We start from the raw sequence: 18,624 nt of genomic DNA, 5'->3' as shown, positions 1-18,624 counted from the left end.
GGAAGTTTTATTATGGCAAACGAAATAATGAAGAATCGTAACAATGATAATATGATGGATCAATTAAGCGATTGGTTTAGTTTTCCAAAAGACTTTTTTGATGACAGTTCAATTAAGAACATTATGCAATCTGATGTAGCAGAAACTGATAAGGATTATATTGTTAAAGTTGACATGCCTGGAATGGATAAGAAAGATATCAAGGTTTCATATAAAGATGGTGTCTTAAATGTTTCAGGTAGCCGTGATTCGTTTGATAACTTAGATGACAAGAATGGCAATCTTCTTCACCGGGAAAGAAGCGTTGGTCACATTCAAAGAAGTTACCGCATCCCTGATGTTGACTCTAAAGAAATTGCCGCAAAAGATATTAATGGCGTTTTAACCATTACCTTGCCAAAATTAACTGAAGAAGATAAGGAAAATACAATTACTATTGAATAGTACTATTGCTTATAAAAAACATCCCGCTTACGCGAGATGTTTTTTAGTTTACTGCAATAATCTTAACATCGTAGTTTCCAGCTGGTGCTTCAACGGTTACCGTTGCACCAGCTTTTTGCTTCATTAAGGCTTGCCCTAAAGGCGAATCAAAGGATATCTTTCCCTTAGCTAAATCTGCTTCCATTCTACCAACAATACGATATTTTTCAGCTTCATCATCACCATCAAAAAGCAAAGTAACATTTGATCCTAAATCAATAGTTCCACTTTCATCTTTTTGAATAATTTCTGAATATCTTAATTGCTTATCTAAATAGCGCAAACGACTTTGTAAATGCCCTAATTCCATCTTAGCGGTAGTATATTCAGAATTCTCCGATAAGTCTCCCATACTACGAGCTTCTTGTAAGATTTTAATTCTCCGTGGCCGATCTTTTTTTAAGCGGGCTATCTCGTCTTTAATTTCTTGATAGCCTTCAGGCGTCATTTTTTGATAATAAACCATTATTTAACCTTAACATCATTTCCAGTAATCACATCTTGCTTGTAAAGATCACCATTCTTTACAGAATAATGACCAACAATTGTTCCAGTTGACTTCTCAGCTAAAGAATATTGTCCATTACCACCATCAATTAACGTAAAATTATCTGGTCCATAACTACTTGAATAGCCGTTTTCTTTAATAGTATTAGAAACCATCTTGTTAAACATGGTATCTGAAGAGTTATTAGCTGATGCGGCACTTTGACCACTATTATTTTGAGTATTAGATGCTGAAGAATTGGATGAGCCATTTAAATTATTTGATTTTTCTACTTCATTTGAATTAGACGAATTAGAGCTTGCTGATCCATTCTGACTGGTCTTCTTACTAGTACTACTCTTGGAATTTTCACTGCTCTTATCAGTCTTTTTATCTGAGCTGGTAGTTTCTGAATTATCAGTATCTATATCAGTTTTATCTTTCTTAGTTGTATGTTTTTTAGCTTTGTGGCTCTTTTTATGGCTCGTCTTAGTACTTTTAGCTTCATTATTAGTGTTAGACTGGCTTGCATTATTACTGCAACCTACGGCTAAAAGCATTGTCATTAGGGTAATTCCTGATACAAAAATATTCTTTTTCATAGTTCTTCCCTCCGATATTGTTATAAATATTATACTTCATAACGTCTATTGAAATACTTATGAAAGCTACTTTCATTCACAAAATTAGTGTATTAAATCATTATTTGCTGTATAGTAAATATAATGAAAAACATGATAAAAAAATTAAAGGAGTGTAAAATTATATGTCTCACGAATTAACCCTACAAGAAATTGATCAATTCCGCAGTGACTTCGATAATTCACGTAATGAAGTTGTTTCTCGTGCTGCTATGCGTTCTGGAGTGCTAGAAGCTTCATTTAATCCAGCAGTTACTAACCGCTTAAACGATGTCTTCTCTGTTGAAGTAGAAACTGATAATGTTACTAACCAAATGCAATCAGGTCGTTGCTGGTTATTTGCTACTTTGAATACTTTACGTCACGACTTTGGTAAAAAGTATAAGGCTAAGAATTTTACTTTATCTCAAGCTTACAACTTCTTCTGGGATAAGATTGAACGTGCAAATATTTTTTACGATGCAATTATTGATTCTGCTGATAAGCCTTTAGATGATCGTACTGTTAAAGCCTATATGAACTTTGCTGGCTCAGATGGTGGTCAATGGGCAATGGCTGCTTCGTTAGTTAAAAAATACGGTGTTGTACCAACTAATGCAATGCCTGAGAGTTTTAATACTAACCACACTGCTGGCTTAGCTGATGCTTTAGCTCGTAAGGAAAGAAAAGATGCCCTAGTTTTACGTAAATTAGTTCAAGAAGGTAAAACTGACGAAGTTGAAAAGAAGCGTAAAGAATTCTTAAGCGAAATTTACCGCATGACTGCAATTGCTGTTGGCGAACCACCTAAGACTTTTGACTTAGAATATCGAGACGATGATAAAAAGCTTCACTTAGATAAGGACTTAACTCCAGTTGAATTCTTTAATAAATACTGGGATGTTAACTTTGAAGATTATGTTTGTTTAACTAATGCACCAGATCATGAATATGGTAAGCTTTACTCTCTTCCATTTGAAGACAATGTTAATGGCGGTATTCCGATTACCTTCTTAAATGTTCCAATCGAATACTTAAAAGACGCTGCTATTAAACAATTAAAGGATGGCGAAAGTGTTTGGTTTGGCAATGATGTTTTGAAAGAAATGGACCGCAAGACTGGTTACTTAGATACTGAATTATATAAGACTGACGAATTATTTGATGTTGATACTTACATGACTAAGGCTGAAAGATTAGCTACTGGCGAAGGTGAAGTTAGTCATGCTATGACCTTAGTTGGTGTCGACTTAGATAAGGGTGAAATCCGTAAGTGGAAAGTTGAAAACTCATGGAGTGAAAAGTCAGGCCGTAAGGGCTACTTCACAATGAGCGATAAATGGTTTGATGAGTTTGTTTATGAAGTAGTTGTTAGAAAAGAATTCTTAACCGACGACCAAAAGAAACTCGCAGAAAGCAAGCCAACTCCACTTCCTGCTTGGGATTCACTAGCTTAGTAAAAACTAAAATATATACCAAAAAGAGATTTGTACCTATTGTTGATACAAATCTCTTTTTTCTTCAGCTATACATTCCATTCATCCATAAATTCTTGAACAAACTCACGCATATATTCAGTTCTTCGATGTGCTTCTTTCTTAGCAGCTGGAGTATTCATCAATCCTTCTAAATCAAATAATTTCTCGTAGAAGTGATTAATAGTTGTTTCCACATGGTTACGATATTGATCATGACTTACTAATTTTTCCGGTTTAATCTCTGGATCATAAATCTTATTACCATGCTTTCCGCCATACGTAAAAGCCCGCGCAATTCCAATTGCACCCAAGCTTTCAATTCGGTCAGCATCTTGTACATATTGTCCACTCAAGGACAGCTTATAGTGGTGCTCAATATTAGCTGAAAAAGACATATGTTGAATTGTAAATAAAATATCCTGCGCTTCTAATTCAGTAAATCCAATTTTTGGCAGTAACTCTTCAATTTCCGAGATTACTTTACTAGGATCCTCGCAAATCTTTTCATCAATCGTATCATGTAAATAACTTCCTGTCTGAATAATAGCAACAACTCTACTATCTTCATGTGCATCAGGATAATCGCTTAGATACATTTTTGTAGCTAAGTTTGCTACTCTTTGTCCATGATAGTAATCATGGCCTGTTTTTTCTCCTTTTAACTGTTTTTTGGTAAATTGCTTAACTAATTCAATATCCATCTTGCACCCTCTTTTCTATATTTTAATTCTAACAGACACAAGAAAAAGATCTATCAGATATTTTATCCAATAGATCTTTAATTTACAGGTAACTCTTTGCAGCTTTTAAATAGTAGTCTACCTCATCATCAGCACATCTTACAAAATGTCCCGGTTCAATTTCATGTAATGAACGAGGCTTTCGAGGATCAAATTTTGAATCATCATATTGTATTCTTTGTCTTTTACGTTCAACTTCTGGATCAGGAATAGGCACGGCAGAAATTAAACTCTTAGTGTAATCATGCAGTGGACGATTATAGACTTCATCTGCTGTTCCTACTTCAAGCAACTTTCCAAACCGCATAACTCCAATTCGATCAGAAATAAATTTAACCATTGAAAGATCATGGGCAATGAACAAGTAGGTTAACTTTTTCTTTTCTTGTAATTCTTTCATTAGATTAACTACCTGCGCCTGAATCGATACATCTAGTGCAGAAATCGGTTCATCAGCTACGATAAACTTCGGATTAATTGCTAAAGCTCTGGCAATCCCAATTCTTTGACGTTGACCACCAGAGAATTCATGCGGAAATCTTGATGCATGTTCTTTACTTAAACCTACCAAGTTTAATAATTCAATAACACGCTTTTCCCTATCAGCTTTATTTTTAATTTGCTGGTGAATATCTAGACCTTCTGCAATAATATCTTCAACAGTCATTCTAGGATTTAAGGATGCGTATGGATCTTGAAAAATCATCTGTGCATCACGATGAAATTTCAATTTTTCCTTTTTGCCTTTTAATTTATTAACATCTTTTCCTTCAAAAATTATTTCTCCGTCAGTAGGCTCATAAAGATGCAAAATACTTCGTCCAGTAGTAGTCTTACCTGATCCTGATTCCCCTACTAAACCAAAAGTTTCACCTTCATAGATATCAAAACTGACATCATCTACAGCTTTGACAGTTGATCGACCCACTTTAAAGTATTGCTTTAAGTTTTTAACTTCTAAAATCTTTTTCTTTTCTGTCATCGCTTTTTCCTATCTATTATTTTTCTTTCATTTCTGCAAATTTTTTCTGTCTACGTCTAATCTCTGCTGGAGGAACAACTTTAGGAGCATTCGGATGCAGTAACCAGGTAGCAGCATAATGAGTCTCAGAAACCTTAAAGAAAGGTGGTTTTCTCTCGGCATCAATCTTCATCGCATACTTGTTACGTGGAGCAAAAGGATCTCCTTTAGGAGGATCTAGCAAGTTAGGAGGAGTTCCTGGAATTGATTCTAATTCTTCGCTTTCTAAAGTTGGCATTGAATTGATTAGCCCCCATGTATAAGGATGTTGTGGGTTATAGAAAATATCATCAACAGATCCATATTCTAAAATCTCCCCTGCATACATTACTGCTACTCGATCTGCCATTCCAGCAACTACACCTAAGTCATGGGTGATAAAAATAATTGATGTACCAATCTTTTTTTGCAAATCTTTCATTAAATCTAAAATTTCTGCTTGAACTGTTACATCTAAAGCCGTTGTTGGTTCATCAGCAAGTAAAATTTCTGGTTCACAAATTAAGGCAATTGCAATCACAATTCTTTGACGCATACCACCTGAAAATTGATGGGGATATTGATTAATTCTTTTTTCTGCATCTGGAATTCCAACAGCCTTCATCATTTCAAGAGCTTTTTTCCATGCTTCTTTTTTACTGACTCCCTTATGTTTAATCAGAGGCTCAGCAATTTGCTGGCCGATCTTCATTGTTGGATCTAAGGATGTCATTGGATCCTGAAAAATCATCGATATTTCATTTCCCCGAATTTTGCGCCAATCCTTTTCTTTAGTTGCCAATAAATTTTTACCGTGAAAATCAATCTCTCCACCAACTATTTCAGCGTTTTTAGCTAATAAGCCAATTATTGTTCGTGTAGTTACCGACTTTCCGGAACCTGATTCACCTACAATAGCTAATGTTTCTCCCTTGTTTAAATGAAAAGAAACGTTACGAATAGCCTTTACATCCCCAGCATATGTATGGAAATCAATTTTTAAATTTTTTACGTCTAAAACTTTTTCTGTCATTTCTTTTACCTTCTGCTCTTTGGATCTAATGCATCTCTTAAGCCATCACCTAACAAGTTAAAGGCAATCATCAAAACACATAACACAATTGCTGGGAACCACATCTGATATGGCAAAAATTGAAAATTCTTTTGCCCTTCATTAAGCAACACTCCAAGTGAAGTTTGAGGAGCAGATATACCAATACCGATAAAACTTAAAAATGCTTCAAAGAAAATAGCAGTTGGAATTGTGTACATCATTTGGATGATAATTAAACTTGAAAGATTAGGAACCAGGTGTTTTAACGCAATCTTCCAAGAAGACTGTCCTAAGTTACGGGCAGCTAAAACATATTCCTGATTCTTTAATGTTAATGTCTCCGCCCTAATTTGCCGAGCCATTGTTGTCCAAGAAGAAATGGCAATTGCTAAAATAATTGACATCATTCCTGGTTTTAAAACAACCAACATCAAAACAACAATTACTAAATTAGGAATTGACGAAATAATTTCGATAATTCGCTGCATTCCATTATCTACTCCTCCGCCTTTCCAACCAGAAACAATTCCATACAACACTCCAATGGTTAGGTCAAACAAAGCAGCAACAAAAGCGACAATTAAAGAAATTTTTGTTCCATAAATGATTCTTTGACCTAAGGGTCTGCCTAAATAATCAGTTCCAGCAAAGAAATACTTATCTTTAGGGATATGATTTTGTTCATATACATTTACCCACTTATCTCCCTGCTTTAATTTTCCATTTAAGCCATTAATTGCGCTCATACCAGGAACTTTTGCTGGCAAGTTTGCATACTGTGGGTGTGACTTTACCAAGGTCTTATTATTAATAAATGGCGTTGAACCAAATGCTATAAGAACCATTAAAATAATGACTACAGCTGAAACAATTGCTGATTTTTTCTTTTTTAATTGTAGCCAAACACTCTGACCAAAGGATAAAGATGGTCCTGCAATATTTTCATTATCTTGAGCTTCATCTGGAGGTAATTTTTTAAAATCTTCAGGACTTACATTGAATTCTTCGTTCATTCTCTATCCTTCCTTTCCTTGCAATCTAATTCTTGGATCAATTAAGCCGTAGATAATATCAGTAATTAATAAGACTACTACCAAGCCAATTGAATAAATCATTGTTACACCCATGATTGTTGGATAATCGTTAGTTAAAATTGACTTAACGAATTGCTCACCAATACCAGGAATGTTAAAAATATTTTCAATAACCATTGAACCAGTCATCAACGCTACGGTGTAAGGACCAAGCAACGTTACAATTGGAATCATACTATTACGCATTACATGTCCTCGAACAACTTCCATTCGACTCAAACCCTTAGCACGTCCAAGTTCCACATAATCCTGATTCATATTATCGACCATGCTAGTTCTTACAAATCGTTCAGTTTCAGCCATTGGAGCGACCGCTAAAGCAATCGTTGGCAAAACAGATTGTGAAAATGAACCCCAACCAGCAATTGAAAACCAGCCTAATTTTAAAGCAATATAGTATTGCAAGATAACAGCTAAAACAAAGTTAGGTACTGATCTTCCGATAATTGCCAAAACTGTTGAAGTAGAGTCAACCCAAGTACCTTGTTTTACAGCGGCTAAAGTTCCTAACAAAACTCCAAATACGACTCCTACCACCATAGCTTGCAAACCTAATTGCATAGAAACAGCCAACCGTGGCAAGATCAAACTAGTTACTGATTGATTAGCATATTGGAAAGAAGTACCGAAATCGCCCTTGAACATTCCACCCAAATAAATTAAATATTGAACAAAGACGGGCTTATTTAAACCATATTGTTCGTTCATAATTTTAATTTGAGTTGGTGTCATTTTAGCTTCATTTGCATAAGGCGACCCCGGCATAGCTTTCATTAAGAAGAAAGTTGCTGTTGCCACAATAAACAAAGTTAAGATCATATAAAAGACACGTTTTAATATATATTTACTCATATTTAGCCTTTCATTAACTCATACTTTTTAATATTGTATTTAATAAAAAAATCGGAGATTTTATAATCTTCGATTTTTCATTTAACTACTTATTTTGCAACATAAGCATGCTTAAAGTTGTATGATGCACCAGCACCATTGTAAATAACTCCCTTAACTGATGGTTTTACCATCCATGCTTCTTGTTGGTGGAATAATGGACTTACACCTTGTTCTTCAAGTAAGATCTTTTCTGCATCTTCTAAGTCATGATTTCTCTTGTTTACATCACCAGTAGTCTTAGAATCAGCAAGTAAGCTGTTGTATTTTTCATTGTCCCACTTACCAAAGTTCATTGCGTTATCAGGTGTTAGAAGATCTAAGAAAGTAATTGGGTCTGCGAAGTCACCACTCCATCCAGAGAAGGAAACATCAAAGTTGCCAGATACCATTCTGTCGATTGCAGTCTTCTTAGGAATGTTTTGAACGTGAACATTTACATCTTTCAATGTATCTTCTAATTGACTTTGAAGAGTTTCTGTTGCTTTCTTACTTGCATCGTCATCGTAGCCAAGCAAGTTGAAAGTTAAACTAGTCTTTCCAAGTTCCTTAAGGGCTTCTTTATATAATTCACGTGCCTTCTTAGCATCATGTTTCATGTAAGCTTCTGACTTAGGAGTTTCTACGTAGTCAACATAGTCTTTTCCTTTAATGTCTACAATACCTGGTGCAGTTAAAGTCTTAGCTACTTGGTTAGCTCCACCTAATGCATTTGCTAAAGCTGGACGATCAACAGCCATTGAAATAGCTTGGCGTAACTTAGCATTCTTAAATTCTGGTCTCTTAGCCATATTGTAGCTTAAGTATTGAGTACTTGCTTTCTTTCGAATAGTGTAACCAGTTTGATTCTTTAATTGCTTAGTGCCTTGTGCATCTAAAACAGCTGCATCTAACTTACCGGATTGATATAGGTTGTAAGCAGTAGTAGGTGTCTTCTGAATTGAGTAATCAATACTCTTAAGCTTAACATCCTTCTTGTCCCAGTACGAATCATTCTTAACTAACTCCCACTTCAAGTTAGAACCAGTCCAGCCTTTTTGAACAAAGGGACCATTATAAACTTGATACTTAGAAGCAGTTCCGTAATTGCTACCAGACTTTTCAACAGTCTTTTGATTTTGAGGGAAGAATAGTGGGAATCCCATTAACAACTTAAAGTATGGAATACGGTGTTCCAATTTAACTTCTAATTTGTAATCTCCTACTGCTTTAATACCTAAAGTACTTGGAGACTTCTTTCCTTTAGTAATTTCGTCAGCATTTTCAATTCCAGAAAATAGAGAAGTATATTGAGAACCAGTCTTTGGATCAACTGTTCTTTGCCAAGAATAAACAAAATCTTTCGCAGTTACAGGATCACCATTTGACCATTTTGCACCTTTACGTAAAGTGAAAGTCCAATTCTTTCCGTCTTTACTTTCAACAGTCTTAGTTGCTAAAGCATTTTCAACTTTTGAATTCTTTCCTAAACGATAAAGACCTTCATAAACATTATTTAATTGATTAAAACTCGTTTCATCTGTGGCTTTAGAAATATCCATAGTTTGAAGTTCAGTTTTTTCCATCCAAGTTAATGCTTGGTCACCTGAAGAGCTATTATCTTTCTTACCACAAGCAGTTAGGGCAACAGCGGCAAGGGCAGCCGTAGAAACAGCCGCAAATATCTTCTTAACTTTCATATTGTCCCCTCCAAAAAATAAAATACATTAAATTAAGATGAACTTTATTAAACACTATTTAAATAAGAAAGTAAAGATATTTTTAGTAAAAAATTAAAATTATATTTATATAAATTAAATTTTGTAAACAAATACTTATATACAAAAAAATACTAATAATTATCAGCTAAGCAGTAATTATTAGTATTCTGTACATAATTTATAATTTAATTAAGCCATTGAATCCCAGCAAGGAACAGGAGTTGCTTCGCCTTCAGCAATTTTCACTAGTTTCTCTGATAGGTATTGCTTCTTAACTACTACCTTAAAGAGGTATTCATCAAACCACTTGTCATCCATTACAAAGTAACCTTTTTCACCAACTTTGGTTCCCCAAGAGTTTTCAACTTTCCATTGACGTGGCTGATTATCCACAACATCTACACCAACAAAAGTCATCGCATGAGTAGAGCCACTAGCCCCAGTTTCAAGACGCTCTTTCTTACTTAAATTAGTTTCAATATTAAAAATAGTATCTGTTTCATATAAATCAGCAGCTAAAATTCCCTTTTGGCGATCACTTTGCTTACCAACATCACAACCAAACCAGATTGTTTCCCCATCTTTTAGTTGCTTAATTGCGGCTTCCTTAAGGTTTTCAATCTTCGTATTCAAAAATCTAATTGGACTTCCGCCTTCAACATTATCCTCAAATGGAAATGCATAAAGTTTGTCATATTCATGGTCTGGCGCGTTAAAGAGGACAACATAATCATCCAAATCATCTTCAAAATAATTGTGGAAAAAGTCTAACGGACTAAGATTTTGATCTAACTTGTACTTTCCATCATCATCTTTAAATTCTAAATCAAACTTTTGCACAGGTTGTCCAAAGGCGATCACAGCCATGCGGTAAACTTCACTTAAAAATGCTTGACGTTTTTGTTCAATTTCATCACTTTTGCCTTCTTGTGCTAGTTTACGTAAGATCAAACCATCTTCACGTAATTTCATGTTCAAGGCTTGGTTAAATGCTGCTGTATTATTTGCGGTAAAACTCTCATCTTGTGCATAAGTTGGCACCAAACCATACTTTCTAATCAAAGAAATAGCCATATGCCATTGCCCACCATCAGTATCTGGTGCTTGCAAGTAAAAATGCACAGTTCGATCATCCACAGGTTTATCCGCAGTTTCTAAGATATGATTGAAGAAAATATTTGCTCTTTCAATTCGATCCCAGAAGAAGAGGTAGCTTTGTGAAAAAGTAAAGTTCTTTGCATGATATTGCTTAGCAAACTTGTGACGTAATACATTTAACGCAGCAAATAGCCAGCAACGACCTGATTGTTTTTGATCAGTCACATTATCAGTGGGGATTTCAATTGAGAAAGTGCGATTTAAATCACGAATTCCTTCACTATTGAAACTTGCCTTTTGCACACCGTTATTCACAACAGCTAACTCTGCAATTTTATTTTGCTTATTTTGTTGATAATCTTGTTGAAATTTTGCAATTTCATCTAGTGTAAGTTCATGTGCCATATTAATTCTTCTTTCATAAATTACAATGTTTTATTTCCATTATAAAAAGGGACAGTCGTTTTGACCATCCCTTAATGTATCATTTACTTTTTGGCTGTCCAAAGCTTTATTTTCAATAACTAAGCCGTTTCCCAGATTTGAACTGGGGACCTCCTCCTTACCACGGCGGTGCTCTACCTCCTGAGCTAAAACGGCAAACCATTTTAATCCACATCTAATTATAACAAAAAAGACGAGGAGTGCCTCCAGCGCTCCTCGTCTTCTCTTTTTAATAACTATTTAATTTTAACCAAAGTGTACTTTCTCTTACCTTTACGGATAATTACGTACTTACCATCAAAATCATTATCAGGTTCAATAATGAAGTCAATATCATTTTGACGTTCACCATTTACGTAAATAGCGCCGTTCTTAACATCTTCACGTGCTTGACGCTTAGATGGTTCAATCTTAGTTTCAACCAAAAATTCAACGATATTCTTAGCTTCGTGGGTTGCTTCAGCACTTGGAGCGTTCTTCAAAGCTTGTTCAATTTGAGGCACAGACAAGCTCTTAACGTTACCTGAGAATAGGGCTTCAGTAATCATTTGAGCTTCTTTCAAGCCTTCTTCGCCATGAACAAACTTAGTTACTTCTTCAGCTAATCTCTTTTGAGCTGCTCGCTTCCAAGGTTCTTTTTCAGTCTTTTCAGCCAAGTCTTCGATTTCTTCACGAGATAAGAAAGTAAAGTACTTAAGGTATTTCACAACATCACGATCGTCTTGGTTAATCCAGAATTGGTAGAATTCGTAAGGACTCGTCTTTTCAGGATCAAGCCATACAGCACCACCAGCAGATTTACCAAACTTAGTACCATCAGCTTTAAGCATCAATGGAATGGTTAAACCAAATGCTGGACGATCTTGACCTTCAAGCTTGTGAATCAAATCAATACCAGCAGTAATATTGCCCCATTGATCAGAACCACCAATTTGAAGTTGAACACCATTGTCTTTGTTTAAGTGATAGAAGTCAATAGCTTGTAAAATTTGGTAAGTAAATTCAGTGAATGAAATACCATTTTCCAAACGACTAGCAACAACATCCTTATTAATCATGTTGTTAACTTGGAAAAACTTACCATAATCACGCAAGAAATCAATTAAGTTAAGTTTACCAAGCCACTCTGCATTATTTTTAATTTCAAAGTTTTCAGTACCAAATAGCTTCTTCATTTGAACAGTCAATTTCTCTTCATTGTGTTTAACTTGCTCAGCAGTTTGAAGAACACGTTCAGTCTTTCTACCAGACGGATCACCAATTGAACCAGTGCCCCCACCAATTAAAATTACGGGATGATAACCAGCCATTTGAAATCTTTTTAAAATCATAAATGGAATCAAGTGCCCAATATGAAGTGAATCTCCAGTTGGATCAGTTCCGCAGTAAAGAGCTAAATCATCGTGCTCTGCTAAGTATTTACGCAAGCCTTCTTCATCAGTTTCTTGATTAATAGCACCGCGCCATTTTAAATCTTCTAAAATGTCAAATTTTGCCATAATTTTTTCTCCTAACAAAAAACGTCCCTAAATTTCTCTCGAAATCTAGGGACGACTAAATTACTTCATTAGCCGTGGTACCACCCACGTTTGCGCTTAACGCGCCTTAAGTTCAGTTGATAAGGAAACTACCCCATCCGTACTTCGCCTGCTTAACCTGCCTAGCTCACACTAACCGCTAGTTCTCTGAACACTGAATTAAGTAGCTACTCTCATTTACCTACGATAATAAGGGAGAATAACATTTTAGTCAACTATTATTTATAAAATCCTTTAATATCTAGGCTATATCCCTTACCAGCGGACATATCATATTGAATTAACTGATAGTCTTTAAGTAGTTCTTTTTGCTTCTTAGTCAACTTATTTTCAGAAACTTTCTTACCATTTTGGTCAACTAATTCAAAACCATCCTCACCACTATAATTAATAGTTATTGCGGGTAACTCTTTATAGATGCGGGTAAGTAAGGCCTGGTATGCCGTGACTTTAGAATTAGTTTGATCTAGTGCCATCGGAATAAATGAACTAGTTGAAATATATTTATCAGGCTTAATCTTACTCTTTGCTCCATGTTCACGAGCATATTTATTTGAATAAATAAAGTAAGTCGTAGCATGAAGTTTTACAGGATATTTAGCTAATTGAGACTGATCAATTATCGCTGGGTAATGATCACCATAAAAGACAAGTGTAATTGGTTTATCAATCTCATCAATTTGCTTAATAAACTTCTTTACTGCTTTATCAGTATATTCCACTCCTTTAGTATAAGAAGCAAAACTGTTCTTTGTATTTTCATCAGCAATCAAAGATCCACTCACATTATCTTGATACTCATTTGATGAATAATAGTCGCCATATGGCATATGGTTCTGCATTGAGATTAGGTTAATAAATTGACCATCTTTTTGACTCTTAATCTGGCGTATTCCATTTTGATAAGCAGTTTCATCGGATAAGTATGGGTTAGAGCCAATAGTTTTTTGATCATAAATCTTATATTTAGATCCTAGGTAGGCAAATTTATTAAATCTAAACCGACGATAATTATCAATTCGCCCATAAAACGTCCCATTAAATGGATGAAGAGCACTGCTATACTTAAAGTTCATTCCAATTGTTGGATAGAAATTATAACGAGAAGTTATTTGTGTATATGGCGTGACAGCAGTAGAAAAAGTGCCCATATTAAATCCAGTTAAAGATTCATATTCCATATTTCCTGTTCCACCCCCATAGCCAGCACTAAGCATATGGCCAGCAGTGGTTGTTGTCATGAGCTTACGGATATACTTCATAGGATCACGAACACTATTAGAAATTTTAACAGTTGGAAATTCCTTTGGATCTACAAAACTTTCACTAAGATTAAAAACAATTGTTTGATCACTTAATTTGTTTTTTCTTGTTTTATTAATAGTTGTTGATTCACGCTTATACTTTTGAACGACTTGTTTAACTGCGCTTTCTGAATAATTAGCTGGTCTATCCATAATCGGCACTTTAATAAAGTCCAAGAAGGTCAGAATTGAGCCATTAGCTCCTGTACTATCCGGTGGATTTCTAAAGTTAGGATTATTATCAAATCCCTTAGAAATATAATAAATCGGTGAATTTTCATCATTAAACCATAACGGTGTAATCAAGATTAACAAGCTAATGATTACCTTTATCCAGCTTATCTTTTTACGTTTAAGATTAATTGGATACTTTTTTTCTAAAAATATAATTACAACAATTAAAAGTGCGAATCCTACTAAAATATAGATCAGATTTTTAACTCCCATCATAGGAATTAAAGTTTTCCAATTAACAATTTCACTAATTTCAGTTGGGTAAATTGGCTCTTCTCTTAAATTCATCTTAATACCATTACCAATAGCAATTCCCAAACCAAGAATAGTTGGAATGCTTGCTGCTACCCAAAAACGAGTTGTAATTACATAAAATATTTCAAAAATTGCCAATAGAAAAATGCTTGATAAAACAACTGTTCCTAATCTATTGGTAAAGATATAGACTAAAGTGACATTTAAATTACTCTTAAAGGTAAAGAAACCAATGATAGTTACAACCATGAAATAAGCAAAAAGACATATTATATGCAGATGTCTTTTAATAAAATTAATGCCTTCTTGTAAAAGATTAAGACTATCTTTTAAATTTCTACCAATAAACTTATTTAAAAATCGTTGAACATGCTTATTTGAAAGAACAAAGTTATTAAAAACAAAATTAATAATGAAGCTTGCTACTAATAAAGCCAGGATCAATAAGATCGTAACTTTTTTACTAACAGGAGCTAAAACAAGTTGTAATTTTTCCTTCCACAAAGTCATTCCATACGCAGTTGTTCCAAAAATGATTGCTGGAATCAAAATTGAAATAGTTTGATGTGAAATTTCCGACATCCATCTTCTAAAAAGTAATGCACCTGTAATTACAATTACAAACAATAATGGAGATGAAGGACTCATAAGCATGCTTGTATTCCAGGCCATATTCATTTGCGTAAATAAAACTGCTTGTGGTGTTTGAACTGGCATTAAAGCGATCGTTGCATAATAAATCACCGGAAGTAATATGACACTTAAAACAGTTAAGCCCAAGAGACATTTACTACTAATTTTCACTTTACTAATAAGCATTCCCCAAGCAAAGGGTAAAACTAAGTATAAGCCAAAAATACTATAGCTAGTTAAAAGCGAGTTTCCAGCGCTTAAAGTAAAAATTAAAAGTGTAATGGTAGTTAATAACAACACATTCTGCTTAGCATTTAACTTTTCTTGCAATCTAAAGATAAAGGGTTGAAAGAAAAGTGAAATGATAATTCCACTAAATAAAGCCGATGTACTTGTTAAAACTGGAAAAAAGATACCCCATAAATTCCAAGCAGAGAAAAACTGTGGTAAAGAAATAACAAAAACAAGATAGAAAATAATAAGAGTAATTACACCTTCCAGCCAGTTCTTAACTGCTTCCTTAAATGTGTATTCTTTATTACCATAGCTCATCCCATACCAAACCATCACAATAAGTTGAACTATGCTAATAACCATGCCAATCCGTGTCTTAGTAGAAACTTCAGTTGGATTATAGTTCCAGAATCCCAAAGTTTGAATTAGTACTCCCAGCAACAAACCAATGAGCAAAATCCACTGGATTGTTTTTCTTAACGTTGACTTCATTTGTATATCCCTAACTTTTTCTTGATTGTTACTAATACATCTACGCGTTTTCCATGGCCAGTGAAGAAATCAACAATATCTTTTCGGAATTGGAAGATCATAATTAATGTAGCAATTAAAAATATTAGTCCTTGTTTCCAACCAAAATTAACCCAAGTAAAAATACTGAATCCAAGCATATATACTAATGGTGGAATTGTAAGATTCTTCATAATAATGACTAAAAACAAGCCAATTAATAGCGCAATTAGTCCTGCTCTCCAATCAAAGAACACAATCCATAAAGCAGTTACAGCTACTCCCTTTCCACCTTTAAAGTGATTCCAAAATGGAAAAGAATGGCCTAAAACCACCCCTAAACCGGCAAAAGATAAATCCAAGCGATTACCATGATAAATAAAATAAACAATTAATAAAGCTACTAAAGTCTTTGCTAAGTCTCCAATACAAGTTAAAATGCCCCATTTTTTACCAAAGACTGCTCCCACATTGGCAGTTCCAGGATTTCCTGAGCCATATTTTGTTGGATCTTTATGTAAAAATATTTTTGTAACAATCATAGCAAAAAGGATATTTCCGAGGAAATATCCTATTACTAGTGAAATTAATTCATTCATTAATAAGCACGATCTCCGTTCCATAATTCATCTGTGTAAGGATCATATATGTAGTATACCTGATTAGAACTACCAGTAGTCCAATCAAATTGAGAATTCATTGAATTTTGATAAGTTTCATTATTATCAATATCCATTGAATCTAAGCCAAGATCATTTCGTACAATATTGGAAACTCTTTGCAACTCACGATCAGACATAACCTGATATGAAGCGTCTCCAATCATGGCTCCTACACCATGCATGTAATCACTAGACATATTCTTTGCTGAACTACGGTAGTTCTTTCCAATTTTAACTAATGAATTAAAGGTTAAATTAGTTCTTAAACTAGTAGAAAGAGAACTTAAAATTGAATTTAAATTCTTTAGAGTATTAACTGACATTGCATGATCTAAAACAGACATGATAACTTCACGCTGACGCAACTGTCTACCATAATCTCCTCGAGGATCATCATAACGCATTCTCGAGTAAGCCAATGCTTGACTACCATTTAAATGGACTGTTTTTCCTTTAGTAAAAATATAGCCATCGTAAGTAAAAGTTAATGGCGGAGTAACTGTAACGCCACCTACACCATCAACAATCTTTCTCATTCCGCCCATATTCATTGAAATATAATATTTAATCGGCACATTAAGAACTTTACTGGTAGTATTCATCGCCATCTTCGCACCACCAATATTATAAGCGGCATTAATTTTATGAACACTAAAGTTTTCAGTTCCAATCATACGCGCCATTGTATCACGCGGAATAGACATTAAAGATAATTTCTTCTTGGCTGGATTAACAGTCATTAAGATCATCGTATCAGAATTACCACGAACTTCTTTTCTGCCAAAGGCTCCTGTATCAGTTCCTAATAAGAGAATGTTGAATGGCTCTTTACCAGAAAAGCTATCTTGTTTTACAGCTGTTTTGGGATCATAAGTTTTATCAAACGCATTTTTAGCCTTAAGATATACTGAACCTGCGTAAACTCCAAATCCTAAAACTATCACTAAAATAACTGTAACAATGATATAGATTGGCTTTTTCTTATTATGTTTTTCCTTGTTCATCTCAATTCTTGAGAGAACCGGTTCTTTGGGCTTTTTATCCATAATATTCTTTCTCAAACTTTCTTAAAACAAGGATATTATAGCAAAATTACACTCTTAAAAGTCTATTATGCCAAATCTTAACTAATTAGTAAAAAAGAGGAAAACTTAAATTGCTTTCCTCTTTAATATTTATTCTAAAGTAATTGTAGTTGAGAAGTGAGAACTTTCATTTGGTGCTAAGGGATTATTCCCCTCTTTTTTCATCCAATCTGTCAATTCATCACTCTTGATATCAGGTAAACCAGCAAACGGCCCCATGCATAAAAACTTAGCTTCTGGATCAGTCATGGTCCATAGCGCTATATATGGAAAATCTTCCAACGTTAAAGAAATTTTATGTTCTGATTTTGCACTACTTAACTCAACACTAGTTAAACCTGGATTATTAATAATGATCAACCCATTATCAAATTCCGCATACGATAGTGGCAAAGTTCCCTTTTGTGCATTAGGTACTGGAATAACCTTCCCATTTCTAAATGGAATTGGATCAATTTGAAACTGAGTTAATTCTGTCACTTCTGGACTTAAAGTTAACTCATAGTCTGAAAATTCCAATTCATCTCCAGCTATTGGCACATTAAAGCCTGGGTGAAAACCAAGTCCAAATGGCATCGTTTCTTCTGAATTATTTTTAACTAAAAATTCTATCTTTAATTGATTAGCTTCTAACGTATAGGTAACCATTAAACTAAAATGAAATGGATAAACAGCTAGAGTCTCTTCATTTTCAGTTAAAGTCAGACTTACTCGATCGTCTCCCTTGTCAACTACTGTCCATGGATAATCACGAGCAAAGCCATGTTGCTTCATTTCATATATTTTTCCATTTAAAATATACTTATCGTCATTTGATTTTCCGATTGCCGGAAAAAGAATTGGAGCATGTTTTTCCCATTCGCTCCCATTCCAAATATAGTCGGCATTAGTAGTCTTATCAACTACATGAGTAAGTTGAGCACCGATCTCATTAATTTCAACCTTTAACTGGTTGTTTTCAATTGCTAGCATCCATTGTCCTCCTAAACAATTTCGACCAATCCCATTTTGAAAATATCACGCCATACTCAATATGTCAACTGTAAGCGATAATATATAGTTTATTATTGAATTTATTAT

Annotated in this window: 16 protein-coding genes and 1 tRNA gene; 2 read left to right on the top strand and 15 right to left on the bottom strand. The window is 34.3% G+C overall.

Annotated features, from left to right (window positions below; all coding sequences use genetic code 11):
- The first annotated feature begins 12 nt into the window (after window positions 1-12).
- A complete protein-coding gene (locus H1A07_RS00995) occupies window positions 13-444 on the top strand; it encodes an Hsp20/alpha crystallin family protein (RefSeq protein WP_210145109.1) in 432 nt (143 codons plus the stop codon).
- Window positions 445-487: 43 nt separating this feature from the next.
- On the opposite strand, the gene greA is transcribed toward H1A07_RS00995, so the two are convergent.
- Both greA and H1A07_RS00985 read right to left on the bottom strand, forming a co-directional pair.
- Window positions 488-949, bottom strand: a complete 462-nt coding sequence (greA, locus tag H1A07_RS00990; RefSeq protein ID WP_210145108.1) for a transcription elongation factor GreA — start codon at window positions 947-949, stop codon at window positions 488-490.
- Window positions 949-1,572, bottom strand: a complete 624-nt coding sequence (locus H1A07_RS00985; protein WP_094498889.1) for a hypothetical protein — start codon at window positions 1,570-1,572, stop codon at window positions 949-951. Before H1A07_RS00985 ends, greA begins: the two co-directional genes overlap by 1 nt.
- Before the next feature lie 164 nt (window positions 1,573-1,736).
- Between H1A07_RS00985 and H1A07_RS00980 the strand changes: the two genes are divergently transcribed.
- Entirely contained in the window at window positions 1,737-3,047 is a 1,311-nt protein-coding gene (locus tag H1A07_RS00980) for a C1 family peptidase (RefSeq protein WP_057718097.1), read from the top strand.
- Window positions 3,048-3,115: 68 nt separating this feature from the next.
- Here H1A07_RS00980 and H1A07_RS00975 read toward each other — a convergent pair whose 3' ends face one another.
- The 13 genes from H1A07_RS00975 to H1A07_RS00915 form a co-directional block, all read right to left on the bottom strand.
- A complete protein-coding gene (locus H1A07_RS00975) occupies window positions 3,116-3,769 on the bottom strand; it encodes an HD domain-containing protein (RefSeq protein WP_210145107.1) in 654 nt (217 codons plus the stop codon).
- A gap of 82 nt (window positions 3,770-3,851) precedes the next feature.
- Entirely contained in the window at window positions 3,852-4,790 is a 939-nt protein-coding gene (locus H1A07_RS00970; protein ID WP_210145106.1) for an ABC transporter ATP-binding protein, read from the bottom strand.
- A gap of 16 nt (window positions 4,791-4,806) precedes the next feature.
- On the bottom strand, window positions 4,807-5,841 hold the full coding sequence (locus H1A07_RS00965; protein WP_094517068.1) for an ABC transporter ATP-binding protein: 1,035 nt from the start codon (window positions 5,839-5,841) through the stop codon (window positions 4,807-4,809).
- Between the two features lie 5 nt (window positions 5,842-5,846).
- A complete protein-coding gene (locus H1A07_RS00960) occupies window positions 5,847-6,875 on the bottom strand; it encodes an ABC transporter permease (protein WP_094496056.1) in 1,029 nt (342 codons plus the stop codon).
- Between the two features lie 3 nt (window positions 6,876-6,878).
- Complete coding sequence (gene opp3b, locus H1A07_RS00955) at window positions 6,879-7,808, bottom strand: oligopeptide ABC transporter permease (protein WP_057718102.1); 930 nt, start codon at window positions 7,806-7,808, stop codon at window positions 6,879-6,881.
- Between the two features lie 89 nt (window positions 7,809-7,897).
- On the bottom strand, window positions 7,898-9,526 hold the full coding sequence (locus tag H1A07_RS00950; RefSeq protein ID WP_210145105.1) for a peptide ABC transporter substrate-binding protein: 1,629 nt from the start codon (window positions 9,524-9,526) through the stop codon (window positions 7,898-7,900).
- Between the two features lie 210 nt (window positions 9,527-9,736).
- Entirely contained in the window at window positions 9,737-11,050 is a 1,314-nt protein-coding gene (locus tag H1A07_RS00945) for a C1 family peptidase (protein WP_210145104.1), read from the bottom strand.
- Window positions 11,051-11,172: 122 nt separating this feature from the next.
- Window positions 11,173-11,245 (bottom strand) — tRNA-Thr (locus tag H1A07_RS00940).
- A gap of 80 nt (window positions 11,246-11,325) precedes the next feature.
- Window positions 11,326-12,588, bottom strand: a complete 1,263-nt coding sequence (tyrS, locus tag H1A07_RS00935) for a tyrosine--tRNA ligase (RefSeq protein WP_210145103.1) — start codon at window positions 12,586-12,588, stop codon at window positions 11,326-11,328.
- 257 nt (window positions 12,589-12,845) lie between these two features.
- Window positions 12,846-15,779 (bottom strand): LTA synthase family protein, encoded by a 2,934-nt coding sequence (locus H1A07_RS00930; protein WP_210145102.1) that lies wholly within the window; start codon window positions 15,777-15,779, stop codon window positions 12,846-12,848.
- Window positions 15,776-16,396 (bottom strand): glycerol-3-phosphate acyltransferase, encoded by a 621-nt coding sequence (locus H1A07_RS00925; RefSeq protein WP_094503360.1) that lies wholly within the window; start codon window positions 16,394-16,396, stop codon window positions 15,776-15,778. The genes H1A07_RS00930 and H1A07_RS00925 overlap by 4 nt, the downstream gene beginning before the upstream one ends.
- Window positions 16,396-17,505, bottom strand: coding sequence for an LCP family glycopolymer transferase (locus H1A07_RS00920; protein ID WP_210145101.1), 1,110 nt, complete (start codon window positions 17,503-17,505; stop codon window positions 16,396-16,398). Before H1A07_RS00920 ends, H1A07_RS00925 begins: the two co-directional genes overlap by 1 nt.
- Before the next feature lie 129 nt (window positions 17,506-17,634).
- Window positions 17,635-18,516 carry an aldose 1-epimerase family protein gene (locus H1A07_RS00915; protein WP_210145100.1) on the bottom strand — a complete coding sequence of 294 codons (882 nt, stop codon included), beginning with the start codon at window positions 18,514-18,516 and terminating at the stop codon, window positions 17,635-17,637.
- Between the last annotated feature and the right edge of the window lie 108 nt (window positions 18,517-18,624).

This window comes from Lactobacillus taiwanensis (assembly GCF_017894345.1).
In the GTDB taxonomy this organism is placed as follows: Bacteria; Bacillota; Bacilli; order Lactobacillales; family Lactobacillaceae; genus Lactobacillus; species Lactobacillus taiwanensis.
Note: the sequence above shows the minus strand (reverse complement) of the source record. Positions and strands in the feature narration are given on the sequence as shown.

What these genes read in the sequence shown, in the direction of transcription:
- H1A07_RS00995 (WP_210145109.1), top strand. Translation starts at nt 13, where the DNA reads ATGGCAAACGAAATAATGAAGAATCGTAACAATGATAATATGATGGAT.
- greA (WP_210145108.1), bottom strand. Translation starts at nt 949, where the DNA reads ATGGTTTATTATCAAAAAATGACGCCTGAAGGCTATCAAGAAATTAAA.
- H1A07_RS00985 (WP_094498889.1), bottom strand. Translation starts at nt 1,572, where the DNA reads ATGAAAAAGAATATTTTTGTATCAGGAATTACCCTAATGACAATGCTT.
- H1A07_RS00980 (WP_057718097.1), top strand. Translation starts at nt 1,737, where the DNA reads ATGTCTCACGAATTAACCCTACAAGAAATTGATCAATTCCGCAGTGAC.
- H1A07_RS00975 (WP_210145107.1), bottom strand. Translation starts at nt 3,769, where the DNA reads ATGGATATTGAATTAGTTAAGCAATTTACCAAAAAACAGTTAAAAGGA.
- H1A07_RS00970 (WP_210145106.1), bottom strand. Translation starts at nt 4,790, where the DNA reads ATGACAGAAAAGAAAAAGATTTTAGAAGTTAAAAACTTAAAGCAATAC.
- H1A07_RS00965 (WP_094517068.1), bottom strand. Translation starts at nt 5,841, where the DNA reads ATGACAGAAAAAGTTTTAGACGTAAAAAATTTAAAAATTGATTTCCAT.
- H1A07_RS00960 (WP_094496056.1), bottom strand. Translation starts at nt 6,875, where the DNA reads ATGAACGAAGAATTCAATGTAAGTCCTGAAGATTTTAAAAAATTACCT.
- opp3b (WP_057718102.1), bottom strand. Translation starts at nt 7,808, where the DNA reads ATGAGTAAATATATATTAAAACGTGTCTTTTATATGATCTTAACTTTG.
- H1A07_RS00950 (WP_210145105.1), bottom strand. Translation starts at nt 9,526, where the DNA reads ATGAAAGTTAAGAAGATATTTGCGGCTGTTTCTACGGCTGCCCTTGCC.
- H1A07_RS00945 (WP_210145104.1), bottom strand. Translation starts at nt 11,050, where the DNA reads ATGGCACATGAACTTACACTAGATGAAATTGCAAAATTTCAACAAGAT.
- tyrS (WP_210145103.1), bottom strand. Translation starts at nt 12,588, where the DNA reads ATGGCAAAATTTGACATTTTAGAAGATTTAAAATGGCGCGGTGCTATT.
- H1A07_RS00930 (WP_210145102.1), bottom strand. Translation starts at nt 15,779, where the DNA reads ATGAAGTCAACGTTAAGAAAAACAATCCAGTGGATTTTGCTCATTGGT.
- H1A07_RS00925 (WP_094503360.1), bottom strand. Translation starts at nt 16,396, where the DNA reads ATGAATGAATTAATTTCACTAGTAATAGGATATTTCCTCGGAAATATC.
- H1A07_RS00920 (WP_210145101.1), bottom strand. Translation starts at nt 17,505, where the DNA reads ATGGATAAAAAGCCCAAAGAACCGGTTCTCTCAAGAATTGAGATGAAC.
- H1A07_RS00915 (WP_210145100.1), bottom strand. Translation starts at nt 18,516, where the DNA reads ATGCTAGCAATTGAAAACAACCAGTTAAAGGTTGAAATTAATGAGATC.